The organism is Gorillibacterium terrae (assembly GCF_051594785.1).
Lineage (GTDB): Bacteria > Bacillota > Bacilli > Paenibacillales > NBRC-103111 > Gorillibacterium.
The window spans coordinates 519353-535099 of sequence record NZ_JBPPGI010000001.1; the positions used below are offsets into that span (position 1 = coordinate 519353).

At 62.6% G+C, this 15747-nt stretch carries 16 protein-coding genes; 13 read left to right on the forward strand and 3 right to left on the reverse strand.

The features are described 5' to 3' along the window. Positions 1–3 precede the first annotated feature (3 nt). Positions 4–921, reverse strand: a complete 918-nt coding sequence (locus ACSEXS_RS02195; protein WP_438431547.1) for a LysR family transcriptional regulator — start codon at positions 919–921, stop codon at positions 4–6. 147 nt (positions 922–1068) lie between these two features. On the opposite strand from ACSEXS_RS02195, the gene ACSEXS_RS02200 reads away from it, so the two are divergent. From ACSEXS_RS02200 to ACSEXS_RS02260, 13 genes are all read left to right on the forward strand, one after another. Beyond that, positions 1069–2838 carry an ABC transporter ATP-binding protein gene (locus tag ACSEXS_RS02200; protein WP_438431548.1) on the forward strand — a complete coding sequence of 590 codons (1770 nt, stop codon included), beginning with the start codon at positions 1069–1071 and terminating at the stop codon, positions 2836–2838. Beyond that, on the forward strand, positions 2835–4580 hold the full coding sequence (locus ACSEXS_RS02205; protein WP_438431549.1) for an ABC transporter ATP-binding protein: 1746 nt from the start codon (positions 2835–2837) through the stop codon (positions 4578–4580). Before ACSEXS_RS02200 ends, ACSEXS_RS02205 begins: the two co-directional genes overlap by 4 nt. A gap of 83 nt (positions 4581–4663) precedes the next feature. Further along, positions 4664–5119: a hypothetical protein gene (locus ACSEXS_RS02210; RefSeq protein ID WP_438431550.1), complete on the forward strand. Its 456-nt coding sequence runs from the start codon at positions 4664–4666 to the stop codon at positions 5117–5119. Between the two features lie 104 nt (positions 5120–5223). After that, entirely contained in the window at positions 5224–5862 is a 639-nt protein-coding gene (locus tag ACSEXS_RS02215; RefSeq protein WP_438431551.1) for a nitroreductase family protein, read from the forward strand. 99 nt (positions 5863–5961) lie between these two features. Further along, a complete protein-coding gene (locus ACSEXS_RS02220) occupies positions 5962–7581 on the forward strand; it encodes a carboxylesterase/lipase family protein (protein ID WP_438431552.1) in 1620 nt (539 codons plus the stop codon). A 217-nt stretch (positions 7582–7798) separates the two neighbouring features. Further along, positions 7799–8113, forward strand: a complete 315-nt coding sequence (locus ACSEXS_RS02225; protein WP_438431553.1) for an autorepressor SdpR family transcription factor — start codon at positions 7799–7801, stop codon at positions 8111–8113. Then, complete coding sequence (locus tag ACSEXS_RS02230; RefSeq protein ID WP_438431554.1) at positions 8088–8861, forward strand: SdpI family protein; 774 nt, start codon at positions 8088–8090, stop codon at positions 8859–8861. Before ACSEXS_RS02225 ends, ACSEXS_RS02230 begins: the two co-directional genes overlap by 26 nt. Positions 8862–8966: 105 nt before the next feature. After that, positions 8967–10322, forward strand: coding sequence for a dipeptidase (locus ACSEXS_RS02235; RefSeq protein ID WP_438431555.1), 1356 nt, complete (start codon positions 8967–8969; stop codon positions 10320–10322). A gap of 228 nt (positions 10323–10550) precedes the next feature. Then, positions 10551–11519 carry an ABC transporter ATP-binding protein gene (locus ACSEXS_RS02240; protein WP_438431556.1) on the forward strand — a complete coding sequence of 323 codons (969 nt, stop codon included), beginning with the start codon at positions 10551–10553 and terminating at the stop codon, positions 11517–11519. Continuing rightward, entirely contained in the window at positions 11512–12255 is a 744-nt protein-coding gene (locus ACSEXS_RS02245) for an ABC transporter permease (RefSeq protein ID WP_438431557.1), read from the forward strand. Before ACSEXS_RS02240 ends, ACSEXS_RS02245 begins: the two co-directional genes overlap by 8 nt. Before the next feature lie 35 nt (positions 12256–12290). Next, positions 12291–12695: a GntR family transcriptional regulator gene (locus ACSEXS_RS02250; protein ID WP_438431558.1), complete on the forward strand. Its 405-nt coding sequence runs from the start codon at positions 12291–12293 to the stop codon at positions 12693–12695. Next, the gene (locus ACSEXS_RS02255) at positions 12692–13390 is read left to right on the forward strand and encodes an ABC transporter ATP-binding protein (protein WP_438431559.1); all 699 of its coding nucleotides are present in this window, start codon (positions 12692–12694) and stop codon (positions 13388–13390) included. The genes ACSEXS_RS02250 and ACSEXS_RS02255 overlap by 4 nt, the downstream gene beginning before the upstream one ends. Further along, positions 13387–14178 (forward strand): hypothetical protein, encoded by a 792-nt coding sequence (locus ACSEXS_RS02260; protein ID WP_438431560.1) that lies wholly within the window; start codon positions 13387–13389, stop codon positions 14176–14178. The genes ACSEXS_RS02255 and ACSEXS_RS02260 overlap by 4 nt, the downstream gene beginning before the upstream one ends. A 106-nt stretch (positions 14179–14284) precedes the next feature. Here the strand turns inward: ACSEXS_RS02260 and ACSEXS_RS02265 are convergent, their stop codons facing one another. Together ACSEXS_RS02265 and ACSEXS_RS02270 are read right to left on the reverse strand one after the other, a co-directional pair. Then, on the reverse strand, positions 14285–14884 hold the full coding sequence (locus ACSEXS_RS02265; RefSeq protein WP_438431561.1) for a GNAT family N-acetyltransferase: 600 nt from the start codon (positions 14882–14884) through the stop codon (positions 14285–14287). Positions 14885–14941: 57 nt separating this feature from the next. Then, positions 14942–15709: a hypothetical protein gene (locus ACSEXS_RS02270; protein WP_438431562.1), complete on the reverse strand. Its 768-nt coding sequence runs from the start codon at positions 15707–15709 to the stop codon at positions 14942–14944. Positions 15710–15747 lie beyond the last annotated feature (38 nt).

A 15747-nucleotide genomic window follows, 5' to 3' on the forward strand; every position in this document is an offset into this window, starting at 1 on the left:
TGGTCAATCGATTTTGTCGGCTTCCTCCTGCTCCTTGAAGGAAGCGCTCGGCGGCAGCTTGCCGAAGCTTTCCAGGAACCGGGCGGCGGGGGCGGACAGGTACTTGTCCTTCATCCAGATGGCGGCGATCCGCGTCTTCAGAACGTCGCTCGATATCTCCCGGACCAAGAGGCCGCCGCTTCCGGCGATCCGGATCGCCGACTCCGGCACCAGCCCGATGCCGAGCCCGGCCTTGGCCCACTGGAGCGTGGTGCGGGCGTCGTCGTTCAGGCAGAACACCTCCGGCTCGAAGCCGGCGAGACCGCAGGCCTCGCGGATCAACGACTCGAAGCGGCGGTAGAGAATGAGCGGCCGACCGGCGAGCGAGCCGACCGGCAGCGGCGAGACGTCGTCCGGCCCGGCGAGCCCCGGGGCCATGACGGCGACCATCGGTTCGGAATCCACGTACAAGCACTCCAAGGAAGCGGTCGGGAAGGGCGTCCGCACGATCCCGACCTCGACGATCCCTTTGCGCAGCATGTCGAGCACGGCAAAGGTGTTTCCTTCGTGCAGCTCGAATTTCACCCCCGCATAAGCCTGGTGAAAATCGGAAAGCCTCTCTTCAAGAAGGGCCGCGCCTGAAGACGAGACGGTCCCGATCGTCAGCGTCCCGGTCAATCCTTTGGCGTAATCCTCAATCTCCCGGATAGCGGAATCGGTAAGGCTGATGATCTGCCGCGCACGGTCGCGGAGCAGCTCTCCGGCTCCGGTCAGCCGGATGCTTCGCGCTCCCCGCTCCACCAGCTTGACGCCAAGCTCCTCCTCGAGGAGGCGCAATTGCTGGCTGAGCGGAGGCTGGGCCATCCGGAGCCGCTTGGCGGCCGCCGTGATCTGCCCCACCTCGGCGATGGCGAGGAAATAAGTCAATTGCCGAATGTCCATTTCCGGGCACCTGCTTCTGCTTGAAATTCCATATGAAATCGATATGGGACGGATATCGAACCGATAGTTTTCATATGCGAGGGAATATGCCATAATCATAACCGATAGAAGGAGAACGTCAACACTACAGCCGAGGTGTGAACGCAATTGCGCGAGTTAACGGGATATTTGAAGCCTTTTCGCAAGGAATGCATCATCGGGCCGCTCTTCAAGCTGCTGGAAGCGATTCTGGAGCTGCTCCTGCCGACGGTGGTCGCCCTCATCATCAACAACGGAGTGGCCCGCCACGATTCGAGCTATGTGCTCCGAATGGGCGGGGTCATGCTGCTCATGGCGCTCTGCGGCTATTTGAGCGCCCTTGTCTGCCAATATTACGCCGCGAGGGCTTCGCAGGGCTTCGGGACGCTGCTGCGCAACGCCCTGTTTCGCCGCATCTCTTCTTATTCCTACGCCGAGCTTGACCGCTTCGGCACGTCCACGCTGACCAACCGGCTCACGAACGATGTCAATCAGCTGCAATTCGCCGTGGCGATGCTGATCCGGCTCGTCATTCGGGCCCCGTTCATCTGCATCGGGGCGATCGTCATGGCGATGATCCTCGATCTGCCGCTTTCGCTCGTGGTTCTGGCGACGGCTCCGGTGTTCGCCGTGCTGCTGTATTGGGTCATCCGCCGCACGTCGCCTCTGTACCGCAGCTACCAGCGCAAGCTGGACGGACTGGCCGTCGTGCTGAGCGAGAACCTGACGGGCGTTCGCGTCATCCGCGCCTTTGCCAAAGCGCGCCGGGAGAAGGCCCGGTTCCGCGACACCTCCGACGACCTGACCGCCACCGCCATTCGGGTCGGACGGCTGTCTGCGCTGATGAATCCCTTCACCACGCTGGTCGTCAACGCGGGCATCATCGCCATTCTCTGGGTCGGCGGCGGCCGGATCGACAGCGGCAAGCTGTCCCAGGGCGAAATCATCGCCTTCATCAATTACGTCACGCAGATTCTGCTGGCGCTGATCGTCGTGTCGAACCTGGTGATCATCTTCACCAAGGCGTTCTCGTCCTCGGCGCGGGTCAGCGAAGTGCTGGCGGCAGAGCCGTCGGTGCAGGACGGTGCAGTGGTCGCCGGGGCCGCCAACCCCGAGTCCGCGGGCGTTGGCCGCGGACCGGCCGATGCGTCGACGCCCGCCATCGAATTCTCCGGCGTGTCGTTCGGCTACAGCGCCACCGGCGACACCGCCTTGTCCGACGTAACCGTGTCGATCGGCCGGGGCGAGACGGTCGGCCTGATCGGCGGAACCGGCTCCGGTAAATCGACGTTCGTTCACCTCATCCCCCGCTTCTACGATGCGACGGCGGGCGAGGTGAGGGTGAACGGCATTCCGGTTGGCGATTATCCGCTCCTGGAGCTGCGCCGCAAGATCGGTTTGGTTCCGCAGAAGGCTGTGCTGTTCACCGGAACGATTGCGGACAACATCCGCTGGGGCAAGGAGGACGCGCCGGACGAGGAAGTGGTTCGGGCCGCCCGGATCGCCCAGGCGGACGACTTCATCCGCCGGCTGCCGAAGGGCTACGATACGCCGGTGTCCCGCGGCGGGCTGAATCTGTCCGGCGGGCAGAAGCAGCGCCTCACGATCGCCCGCGCCGTCGTGGCCCGGCCGGAGATTCTGATCCTGGACGATTCGTCGAGCGCGCTCGACTTCGCCACGGACGCCGCGCTGCGGCGGGCGATCCGCGAGACGAGCGGGGGCGCGACGGTGCTTCTCGTCTCCCAGCGGGTGAGCTCGATCCAGCATGCGGATAAGATTCTGGTGTTCGAGGAAGGCCGCCTGGCCGGAATCGGCACACACGACGAGCTGATGCAGACGAACGAGGTTTACCGCGAGATCGCGTTATCGCAGCTCGACAAGGAGGAGGCCGCCCGATGAACTCTTCGACAAGCTGGGATGTATGGAAACGGCTGGTGGTCTACGCCGAGAACAACCGGCGTCTCGCCTGGGGCTCGGTGGCGGCGGCCCTGATCAGCGTCGCCGCGAGCGTGGCGGGTCCGCTCCTGATCGGCCGGGCGATTGACCGGATGCTCGGACCGGGCTCGGTGGATTTTCGCTCGATCGGCGGGATTCTGCTGGCGCTGGCTGTGGTGTATGCGATAGGCAGCTTTTTCGCCTGGCTGCTGACCTACTTGACGAATAAAATCTCCTACCAGACGGTCAACCGCATGCGCGACGACCTGTTCGACCGGCTGAACCGGCTGCCTCTGCGATTTCACGACAATACCCCGCACGGGGACACGATCAGCCGGTTCGTCAATGACATGGATGCGGTCTCGGACGGGATGCTTCAGGGCTTCTCTACGTTTCTAACCGGGATCTTCACGATCCTCGGCGCCATCGGCTTCATGCTGTACATCAGCCCGCTGATGACCCTCGTCGTGCTGGTGTCGGCTCCCGTCTCCTATTACGTCGCCCGGTTCATCACCACCCGCTCCCAGAAGCTGTTCCGCGAGCAGGCGAAATTCCTCGGGAGCCTGAACGGCTACGCCGAGGAAATCATCGGCGGGCAGCGGATCGTGCAGGCGTTTCATTACGAGGTGCATACCCGGGGAGAGTTCGAGCGCCGCAACGAGGAGCTGAAGCAGGTCGGGATTAAATCGCAGTTTTACGGATCGCTTGCGAACCCGACCACCCGGATCGTCAACAACTTTACTTTTTCCATCGTCGCCGTTATCGGCAGCCTGGACATCATCTACGGCGGGATTTCCGTCGGAGACCTGTCCAGCTTCCTGATCTATTCCAATCTGTTCGCGAAGCCGTTCAACGAGGTGACCGGCGTACTGACGCAAATTCAGGCGGCCACCGCTTCGCTTCAACGGATCTTTGCCGTGCTGGACCAGGAGCCGGAAATCCCGGATGCGCCGGACGCCCGCGTGCTTCCGGCGGTTCAGAGCACGATCGTCTTTGACCGGGTGAGCTTCCGCTATACCCCCGACCGGCCGCTTATCTCCGATTTTTCCCTGGAGGTTCCGCCGGGGACGCGGGTGGCGATCGTCGGCCAGACCGGGGCGGGCAAGACTACGCTGGTGAACCTGCTGATGCGGTTCTACGACGTGGACAGCGGCAGCATCCGGGTGGACGGCACCGATATCCGTCACCTGACGCGGGACAGCCTGAGGAACAGCTTCGGCATGGTCCTCCAGGACACCTGGCTGTTCGGCGGCAGCATCCGCGACAACATCGCCTACGGCAAGCCGGACGCCACACTCGAAGAGGTGAAGGCGGCGGCCAAGGCGGCCCATGCGCACGGCTTCATCATGCGGCTGCCGGAAGGGTACGACACCCTGCTGTCGGCGTCCGGCGACAATCTCTCCCAAGGGCAAAAGCAGCTGCTGACCATCGCCCGCGTCATGCTGGCCGATCCGCCCATGCTCATTCTGGACGAAGCGACCAGCAGCATCGACACCCGCACCGAGCAGCGCATTCAGCAGGCCTTCCTCAAGCTGATGGAAGGACGGACCAGCTTCGTCATCGCCCACCGGCTGTCGACGATTCGCGAGTCCGACCTGATCCTGTTCATGCGGGACGGCAACATCGTCGAGAAGGGGACGCACGAGGAGCTGCTGGCGCTGAAGGGCGGCTATGCGGCGCTCTATAACAGCCAGTTCGCCGTCTGACGGCGGCTTCCCGAAACCGCTGCGCCGGACCCGACGTAGTATGGAGCAAGGAACGCGCTGGATGCGAAGGAGGAGAACGCGGCATGGACTTTCTGAAAAAAGCCGGACACTACGCCGGCAAAATGACCGGACTCGTGATCGGCGGCAGCGTCCGGGTGGTCGGCGAGCTTGCCGGAAGCCCGTTTATCAAGGAGATCGGCGACAGCGTCGAGCAAGTCACGGTCAAGACCGGGGATACGCTCGGCAGGGCGGCGAGCGGTGTTTGGGACACCGGAGCGGGTCTGATCGCGGATGATGCCGCCAAGCGGGACGCGGGGCTGGCCGAGCTCGGCGGAGCCGCCCGCAGCGTCGCCCGGGGAACGGTTCAGGGGGCGGAATACGTCTACCGCAACGGCAAGGACGCGGTGAACGGTCTCCGGGAAAAGGACGGCGAGCAGGTAAAGGGCGCGGCCAAGAATTTGGTCAAGGCCGCGGCCATCGGCGTGCTGGCCGTAGGCGTAATCGACCTGGCGGACGGCCCGGACGGGATTGAGGGGTAACTTTTTAAAAGGTAACGCTTACCCCTGCATATTATTTGTAAGCGACTTATGCTCCGTGTATAATGATTCCCAAACTAATCTATAAGGTTTGGGAGGCCATGCGCATGAATATCGTATCGACCGAAGCCAAGTTCATGGACGTGATCCGGGAACGTCATTCCGTTCGCTATTATGATCCTTCCTTCAAGATTTCCGAGGAGGAGCTGAGGCAGATGCTGGAGGAGGCGACGCTCGCTCCCTCCTCGTCGAACCTGCAGCCCTGGCGCTTTCTCGTGATTACCGATCCGACCGACAAGGAACGGCTGAAGCCGATCGCCTACGGCCAGCAGCAGGTGGCGGACGCGTCCGCCGTCATCGCCGTATTCGGCGACCTGGATTCGTGGCAGCAGACGGAGAAGATCTACGACCGCAACGTCGAGATCGGCGCGATGGACGAAGCGACCCGGAACCGGATGGTTCCCCGCAACATCGAGACGTACAAGAACCTTCCGCCCGAGGTGGCCCGCGGCATCGTGCTCGTGGACGGCGGACTGGTGGCGATGCAGCTTATGCTCGTGGCGAAGGCTCACGGCTACGATACGGTTCCCATGGGCGGCTACGACGCGGCCCAATTCAAGGAAGCATTCAATGTGCCGGACCGGTATGTCCAAGTGATGCTCATCGCGGTGGGCAAGGCAGCCCGGGAAGCACATAAAACATCAAGGCTGACCGTGGATGAGATCACGGCCTGGAACCGGTTCTGAGCCGGCGATTCGTCGTCGTCGGCGGAGAACGGGATGCGCGAGTCGCGCTTTCCGGCGACCGGCAGCTGCGGAAGGCCGAGGACGACGGAGGCGCTGACCATGATTGTGATTAGCCATGCAGGCAAATGGAGAGGGGCCGCGGACGGCCCTTTTCTGCGTTTTCAAGGCATTCCCTACGCGCTCCCTCCCGTGGGGGAGCGCCGGTTTCTGCCGCCCGAGCCGTTTCCGCCTCTGACGGAGGTCTGGGACGCCGCGCAACCGGGGGCGATCGCTCCCCAAGCTTCGACGGAGGAAGCGAGTGCGATGGGACTTCGGCAGGACGAGAACTGCCTGACCTTGAACATCACGGCGCCCAAGGGCGGCAAGGGACTGCCGGTTCTGGTGTTTGTGCACGGCGGCGGTTTTGTGTCGGGCTCCGGCATTCAGAGCGGAGACGGCGCCGCCTTCGCCGAGAAGGGCATCGTCTACGTGTCGGTCAATTACCGGCTCGGCAGCCTGGGCTTCCTCTACTTGGGCGAGCTGTTGGGCGGCAAGTACGCCCAATCGGGCAACGCCGGGTTATTGGATGCGGCGCTTGCGCTGCGGTGGGTTCGGGCGAATATTGAGGCCTTCGGCGGCGACCCCGAGCGGGTGACGGTGATGGGGCATTCCGCCGGAGCCAAGCTGGTCTCCGGCCTGCTGGCCACGCCGGGCGCGGACGGGCTCTGCCGCCAGGCGGCGCTGCAGAGCGGGGCGGCCCAGTCGGTGCGCTCGCTGGCGACGGCAGCGGCCATCGCCCGGGAGCTGCTGGACCGGCTCGGCCTGCGGCCCGACCAGGCCGGCGAACTGCTGCGGCTGCCCGCCGAGCGCTTGATCGAGGCCCAGGGCCGGCTGTTCGACGGCCGGAACACGCTCCACGCCTTCGGGCCGGTGGTGGATGGCATCACCCTGCCGCAGCCGGCGCTGGACGCGATCGCGGCGGGCTCCGCCGCCGGAATCCGCGTGCTGATCGGCACCTGCCGCAACGAGTCGATCTTCTACGCGAGCGAGGAGAATCCCTGGAGCCCGACCCTGCGGGCGGCGCTGTTCGGCCGTCAGGCGGAAGCGGTGGGCCGGGCGTATGAACGGGAGCAAGCGGTGGCGGGCCATGAGCGGCAGAGGGCGGCAGAGGGCGCGCGGCAGGCGGCGGCAGCGAACTGCGGGCGGCAGACGGCGGCAGCGAACTGTAGGCGGCAGGCGGAGGAAGCAGAGGGCGAGCGGCAGGAGGTCGGAAGGGCGTCCGGCAGCTTCGGGTTCGACCCCGTTGCGGGCAAGGTGCTGACGGAGTATCTCTACGGCATCGCCTCTTACCGGCTGGCGTCCGCTCTGGCTTCGGCTCCGTCGGCGTCGCCGGTGTACCGGTACCGGTTCGACTGCGACCGGGACGAAGCCCGCGCCTCGCACGGCGCCGAGATGGCGTACGTCTGGAAGACGGATGCGGAGCGCGCCGCCGATCCTCATACCCGCGGGCTGTCGCGGTTGATGAACGAGGCGTGGGTCGGCTTTATCCGGCAAGGCGTTCCCGCAGCCCAGGGACTGCCCGAATGGCCTCCGTTTGCTCCCCAAGACGCCGAGGGAGAGGGGAAGGGCGAGATCATGGTGTTCGACCGGGACGGCCGGGTGGAGCGAGAGACTCCGCCGCGGATCGAAGAGGGCTTCGGCCCTCAAGTTCTGGTGCTAGGAGCGGAGGATGGAGAGTAAGGGGTAGTTTGGCGGAGCGGAGCCATTCGGCGTCGAGAGGCGCCCGCCCCTTGAGCTCCGCGCGAATGGATAGCCTTCATCGATTCGAGTGGGACCGACGCGGAGCAAGCGCCGGTATTTGGGTTGGCTGATCTTGACAATCGAACGGCATCCTCGTATGGTTTATTTAGAAAATAATCGAATTGATAAAATTCGAAATGAAGGGGGCAGCCGTGGAATGAGCCTCAAGCTGACCTTTAAGGCTCTATCCGACGAGTATCGCAGGGAAATGCTCGAAATGCTGCGGGCGGGTAAAATGACGGCGGGAGAAATCTCCGCCCGGTTCGCCATGACCCAGGCTACGGTATCGCATCACCTGGCGATTCTGAAGGAGGCGGAGCTGGTCCGCACCGAACGGCAGGGGAAATACATCGTGTACGAGCTCAACACCAGCGTCTTCGAGGAAATCATGAAGTGGCTGGCCGCCTTCGGCAGACCCTCCGGCCTGGAGAAGGGAGAGACTCGAGATGAACTCGACCGGAAAAGGGGGTAGCCGCCACCGTGAGGCCCATCCCCACGGCAGCGGCCCGTCGGCCGGCGCTCTTTGGCGGGAGCGCCAAACCCGCTGGGCGCGCCGGGATCGCGGAAATCGCGCGATCTCCCGGCTCATCTGGCTCGCGGCGGCGCTGCCGCTCCTTGCGCTCGCGCTCGTCTATCCGCATCTGCCGGAGAGGGTGCCCGTGCACTACGACGCCGCTTGGCGGGCGGACCGCTATGCGGACAAGACGCTCGCCGCGCTGCTGCCGTTCGGCTTCATCGGTTTCCTCGGACCGCTGCTCATGAAGCCGATCGCGTATGTCTCCCTCCGCGCTCAAGCGTCCAAGGGAAACGGGAGTCCCGCCCTGGTCCGGTTTATGAATGCCTCGGCGCTGCTCGTGACGCTGATCTTTGCCGCGCTGGGCGTCTTCTCCTTGACCTCTATGCTAAGTAAGCCGCTCTGGAGCGGCATCTCCCTGCCGCGCGTCCTGCTGTTCCTGCTCGGCGCCACTCTGCTCTATACCGGCAATTTCCTGCCGAAGCTGAAGCGGGGCGTCGTGTCGGGCTTCCGAACGCCGCGCACGCTGCGAAGCGACGAGGCTTGGGCGCGTGCCCAGCGGCTCGCCGGCCGGATCTGGACCGCGGGCGGCCTTGCTGTGGCGGTCTGTGCCTTTTTGCCGGGGAGGCTGGTCTATCTGGCTGCGCCCGTTATGCTCGCGATGATCGCGCTGCCGCTCGCGTTAAGCCGAAGGATGACGGACTGAGCGGCTGCCGCTGCCCCCTTTGACCGGAAATCCCGCTTTCGCTCGTATTAACCGGGCGGCTTGTAGTAAAATAAAGGAATCCCACATCTTTTCAGGAGGAACCGCATGGACTATCAAACGTATTTTGAACAGCACCGCGAGCAGCACCTGAACGAGCTTCAGGAATGGCTGCGCATCCCCAGCATCTCCGCCCTGTCCGTACATAAACCCGATATGCAAAAGGCCGCCGAATGGCTGGCCGCGAAGCTCACCGCCGCCGGCATGGAGCATGTCGAGATTCATCAGACCGCCGGGCATCCGATCCTGTACGCCGATCATCTTCACGCGCCGGGCAAGCCGACCATCCTGATCTACGGCCATTACGACGTGCAGCCGGTGGACCCGCTGAATCTGTGGCAATCCCCGCCGTTCGAGCCGGAAATCCGCGACAACAAGCTGTACGCCCGCGGCGCGACCGACGACAAGGGACAGCTGTTCCTGCATGTGAAGGCGGTCGAAGCGATCCTGAAGCAGGAGGGCAAGCTGCCGGTCAACGTCAAGTTCTGCATCGAAGGCGAAGAGGAGATCACTAGCCCGAGCCTCTATGGCTTCCTCGACGAGAATGCCGATAAGCTCGCGGCGGACGCCGTGCTCATCTCCGACACCGAGCTGCTCGGTCCGGATAAACCGGCGATCTGCACGGGCCTGCGCGGTCTCTGCTCTTTGGACGTGGACGTGGCGACGGCGAACACGGACCTGCACTCCGGCACCTTCGGCGGCGGCGTCCCGAACGCCCTGCACGCGCTCGTCGAGCTGCTGGCTTCGCTGCACACCGCGGATGGCCGCGTGAATGTTGCGGGCTTCTACGACGGCGCGCCGGACCTGACGCCGGAGATCCGCAAGGAACTGGCGCGCAAGGAGTTCGACGAAGAAGCGCTGAAGAAGGAGCTCGAGCTCGACGACCTGTTCGGCGAAGCGGGCTATTCGTACGTGGAGCGCACGGGCGCCCGTCCGACGCTGGAGCTGAACGGCGTCTGGGGCGGCTTCCAGGGCGAAGGCACCAAGACGGTCATTCCCCGCGAAGCTCACGCCAAGATCACCTGCCGCCTCGTCGACCGGCAGGACCCGCAGGACATCCTGAACAAGCTCGAGCGCCATATCGCGGAGCATAAGCCCGTCGGCGCCAAGGTGACGGTCACCCAGCGGGAGAAGGGCAACCCCTTCACCATCGACCCTTCCCTGCCGATCCTGCAGAAGGCGGCCGACGCCTTCGAGCACGTGTACGGCAAGCGCCCGGTGTTTACCAAGGACGGCGGCTCCATCCCCATCGTGGAGAACATGGCCCGCGTCCTGGAGGTGCCGGTCGTGCTGATGGGCTTCGGACTGCCGGATGAGAATCTGCATGCGCCCAACGAGCACTTCCACCTGGAGAATTTCGACAAAGGGCTGCTGACGCTGGTCCGCTTTCTGGACTCGCTGTAAGCCGTCCGGTCGGAGCCGGAACAGCTCCATCCAGACTGCACGGACCTCTCGGTTCCTTCGGGAGCCTCCTTCGCCAAGCCCGACGGGCTTGGCTTTTTTGCGTCCATTCCGAGTTGGGAGGAAATTCAAGAAAAGGGCTTGCGTTTTCGATGTTATAGTGTATTATTTAACTATGACACTGATACAAACGATGAAGACGGAACAAGAAACTAAAGGAGGCATTAGCCCATGGAGAATAGCGCAGCAAGGGAACGCGGAGCGGCCCCCGTCCTTCGCTTGAACGGAGTGACGAAGAGCATCGGCGGCAAGCGGATCGTGGACGGCTTGACGTTCGAGATCGGGTCGGGAGAGGTGGTTGGCCTGCTCGGCCCGAACGGGGCGGGGAAGACGACGACCATCCGGATGATCGTCGGCCTGATCGCCATGACCGAGGGAGATGTCTTCGTCGGCGGGCACAGCATCCGGCAAGCGCGAGCCGAAGCGATGAAGCAGGTTGGCGGGATTATCGAGAATCCCGAGTTCTATCCTTACCTGAGCGGCTATGACAACATGCGCCAGTATCGGCGGATGACGCCGGAGGTAAGCGACGAGCGGATTCTCGAGGTGATCCGGCTCGTCGGTTTGACCGACGCGCTGGGCAAGAAGGTGAAGACCTATTCGCTCGGAATGAGGCAGCGGCTCGGCATCGCTCAGGCCCTCCTGCACCGGCCGAGGCTGCTCATCCTCGATGAGCCGACCAACGGCCTCGATCCGGCCGGCATCCGCGAGATGCGCGAGTACCTGAAGAAGATCGCCGGCGAAGAAGGCATCTCGGTGCTGGTCTCGAGCCACCTCTTGTCCGAGATCGAGCAGATGTGCAACCGGGTGGTGGTGATTCAGGAAGGCAAGCTGGTGACGATCCGGGGGCTCGGCGAAACGGCTGCCGAAGCGGGCGATACGGAGAAAGAGCGGGTGACGGTGGCCCTGAAGGTGGGAGACGGGCAAGAAGCGAAGGCCCGGGGATTGATTGAATCGATGCGCGGGATTGAAGTGCTGGACGCGTCGGACCGGCTCGTGCTGCGGCTGGCCGAGAAGGAAGTGCCGGAGCTCGTGAGCCGGCTGGCTGCGGAGCAAATTCGCATTCACCGGATCGAGGAGCAGAGGACCACGCTCGAAGACGAATTCCTGAAATGGACGGGAGGAAACCGCATTGCGTAACTTCGGATTGCTCGTATGGAACGAATGCTTGAAGGTCTACAAGAAGCCGGGGGCGTTCGTCTCCTATCTGCTGATTCTGCTCTTGGCCGTGGGAAGTGCGCTGATTATTCACAACGTCGCTCCGGAGCTATTCTCCTCGGCATCGGCCTTTACCGAGGGCATGCTCGATAAGACAGGCACCGGCAAGTTGCTGCTGATTCTGGCCATTTCCAACACCGCGCGCATTGTCACGCAGGAATTCCGCCTCGGCACGGTGAAGTTTCTCTTGATCCGGCCGCACGGCCGGGCCGCCATCCTGGCGTCGAAGCTGGCTGTGGTCCTGCTGTACTCGGTCAGCGTTACCGCGGCGGCCACTCTGCTGTTCTACGCGGCGGGAAGCGTCGCCTTCGGTACCTCCGGCGGGGAAGGCTGGCTGCATCTGCTGCAATTCGCCTTTTACCAATGGGTGTACATGACCATCTTCGTCCTGTTCGCCTTCTTCCTCGGGACGGTATCCCGCTCCAGCGGAGCGGCCATCGGCGCAGGGATCTTCGCCGCGATGCTGAGCGAGCTCGTCATCCCGAAGCCGTTCTTTAAATATGTGCTGTTTCCGAATGCCGATCTGTCCGTGTACGCCGCCGGACATCCGCCGCTTGCGGGAATGTCGCTCGGGTTCTCGGCGGCCGTGCTGATCGTTTATGCCGCACTCTTCGTGCTGATTGCCTTTCTCTCCTTTTGCAAGAGAGACGTGGTTTAAGATGAAGGGGCGGATGGAAAGGGGGCTTGCGAACCGTGCCCATCGAATTTGACAACAACCTGCCGATCTATCTGCAGATCATGACGCACCTCAAGCGGCAGATCGTAACCGGCCTGCTGCAGCCGGGCGATAAAGTGCCCGCCGTGCGGGAGCTGGCGGCGGAGCTGACGATCAATCCCAATACGGTCCAACGGGCCCTCTCGGAATTGGAGCGCGAGGGTACGGTGGAGAGCCGGCGCGGTCTGGGCCGGTATGTGACCAGCGAGGAAGGGAAGATTATGGCGATCAAGAAGGAAATGGCCGGAGAGCTGCTGGAGCGCTTCATCGGCGGTATGCGGGAGCTGGGGTTTCAGGGCAGCGATATCGCTGCCATCGTAGCGGATGCGGTCCGAACGGATGCCCGGACCGAGACCTTGACGAAAGGGGAGGCGAAGGCATGAGCTTCGTTCTCGAGCTGGAGCATGTCGCCAAGCGCTACCGCAACGGGCGGGGGCTGAACGAAGCCACCCTGCGGCTTGGTCCCGGTAAAATCGTCGGCCTGCTCGGTCCCAACGGCAGCGGCAAGACGACGCTGATGAAGCTGATCGCCGGTCTCAGCCATCCGCAGTCGGGAACGGTGCGGGTGCAGGGAATCCCGGTGGGCCTTGAGACGAAGCGGCTGGTGTCCTTCATGCCCGATCAGCCGCTCACCGAATCCTGGATGAAGGTGAGCGATGCCATCGCGTTCTATGCCGACTTCTATCCGGATTTCGACCGCCGCAAAGCGGAGGAGCTGCTCGCCTTCATGAAGCTCGCGTCCGGCGACCGGATCGCGTCGCTGTCCAAGGGCATGAGCGAGCGCCTGCAGCTTACGCTCGCGCTCTCCCGCAGCGTTCCGCTCTATCTGCTCGACGAGCCGATCGGCGGAGTGGACCCGGTGGCCCGCGGCAAGATTCTCGACGCGATTGTGGAGCAGTACAGCGAGAACAGCACCTTGGTCGTGTCAACCCATCTGGTGCGGGACATCGAACGGATTTTTGACGAAGTGATTTTTCTCAAGGAAGGCCGAACCCTCCTGCATCAGGAAGTCGAGGAGCTGCGAATCCAGACCGGGAAAAGCATCGACGACTATTTCAAGGAGGTATTCGCGGAATGATCAAGCTGCTGAAATACGACGTAAAACGAACCGCAGGGGCGCTGCTGGCTGCGCTTGCGGTCCTCGTGATCGTAGAGATCTGCGCCTCCTTCATCTGGTCGTTCCAGCCTCCGGTCGATCCGGCGGATACGTCTTCGCTCAAGACTGCAGGCGTTATTCCCCTGATCGTCAGCCTGACGGCTTACGGCGCAGCTTGCGTCTATGTTTATGTGCAGAGCATCAAGAGCTTTGTCATCAATCTGCGATCGGTGTCCCGCCGTCTCCTGCCCTTGAAGCCGCTCGCTTTCGTGCTATCGCCGATTCTTTACTGCACGGCCGGGTTTGCGGTTATCGGCCTGCTTGCACTGATGCACATAGCCATTATACGGGCTCTGCCCCAGAACCCGCTCCACTCGCTGCTCATACCCTTCCGCTTGCAGGATGGAATCGCGACCTGGCTAATCGGAGTGTGGACGACCCTCGTCATGCTCCTGGGGATTTTCCTGCTGATCGCTCTGTTGATGAGCTTTCGCTTCCGTGGCCGGGTATTCGTCGGGATCGTGCTGTTCACCCTCTTTGAAAATACGATTTCCATGCTCGAGGCGAAGTGGTTTCCCGAGGTTCGATCGGAATTTTCTTCTTTTCTGAATATTAAGCTGTACGAAAGCGACAATACCGGCCGGCTGGCCGTTCCGACGGCAATCCCGTTCGGCGAGTGGGCATCGGGCCAGTTCTTGTTCGAGCTTGCGGTCGCAGCAGCGGTGCTCGTTGCGACGGTGTGGGTGATCAAGCACAAGCTGGAGAGCTAGGAGAGGCGGACCGATAGAAACAGGAGACCGGCGGGCGGTCTCCGAATGCCGACAATGGCTTCTTGATTCGCTCAGGATCAAGAAGCTGTTTGCTTTTTCAGGGGAATCAACCACCACATTCCGGACCGGTTTGGCCTCCGCTCTTCGCCACGACGTTGCGGTTATACTTGCGGAATATAGAGGAGGACGCGCCGCTTTCGCCGTTGTCCGCATCAAGACCGCCTTTCTGTCCTTCCATGAGCGTGAATCCGCTTTTTTGCGCGGTTCGGAAGGAGGCCGGATTATCACTGGCAACCTCAGCCGTAATGAATTCCAGCGACAACGCTTCAAGGAAATAATCCGACGCTGCCGTCCCCGCTTCCGCTGCGTATCCCTGACCGGTGTATTGGCTTTTCAAATACCAGCCCATATGCCATTCATCGGAATGCGGGACGGGATGAAGGCTTATGACACCGATGACGTCTGCGGAATCCTGCAAGCAGATGCCAGACAAATGGCCGCGTTCGGGATACCGGTCGTCGATGATCCGGCCTTTGCGTTTCACGCTTTGAAAGAAGGCAATCATGTTTGTAATAAACTCAATGGTTTCATCCCCTTGAAAAAAGGGATGTTTCCTGACCTGCTCGTCGTTTTTAATCTCGAACAGCGCCTCTGCATCCTGCTCCACGAGGTCGCGCAGACGCAGTCTCTGTGTTGCCAAGTCCATCTCATCACCTCAAGTTGAGCATCCGATTCGTGAAAATGATAGCATACTCACCTTCTCCTAGGGATAGACGCGCTTGATCTCGGTTCGCCCGAGGGTCCATTCGGTTCCGCGCTCTTCGGCAAAATCGGCTTTCACCGCCTGCGAGTTGGGATCGTAATAGACGGCTGCTGCTCCCATGGCGGCATTCAAATCGGTTGTCTCGGCGGCTCCGTCCTGCCCGAACACATAAAGCGAGGATAGCGGCGCCGGCGTGCCCATGGTGGCCAGCACGGCATAATCGCCGTTCGGAAGCGGCAGCTCAACGGTACCGGCCTCCAGGGTATACACCCTTCGGGCCGCGGGGTCCACATAATAGACGATCGGCGCGCCGGCGCCAAGCACACCGGATAGTTTGACGACCGGGCTCTTTGCCAACGTCGCCGATTCAACCCCGTAGAGGGAACCGTCGAGAAAAGGAGGATACCCGATCGGACCGAGCCGGTAATACGCTTCTCCCTCCCGGACCGAAGCATAGTAGATGTCGGCCGACGCTTCCGTGGAATACAGCTCGACGGTTACGCCGCCGATGGAACGGGAGACGAGAACGGTGCGTCCGGACTCCTCCTCCCCGGCCGTGAGCGGCGCGGCGATTTGGACGGATTGGAAGCGGAGCGGGAAGGAGTCCGGTTGCTCAGCCTTTGGCGGGTGATCCGAGACTTGGGCAGCGGGAGAAGCCGCTGCCAGAGGTGAGGGAGCTGTAGCGTCCTTGGGCGAAGCGCACCCGGGCAGGCTTAAGGTCCCGGCGGCGAGAGCCAGGACGCATAGGAGGGAGGACAGGCGTGTCAATGGCGCACCCGCTTTCGAGATAAGATTCTCCGCCGTGA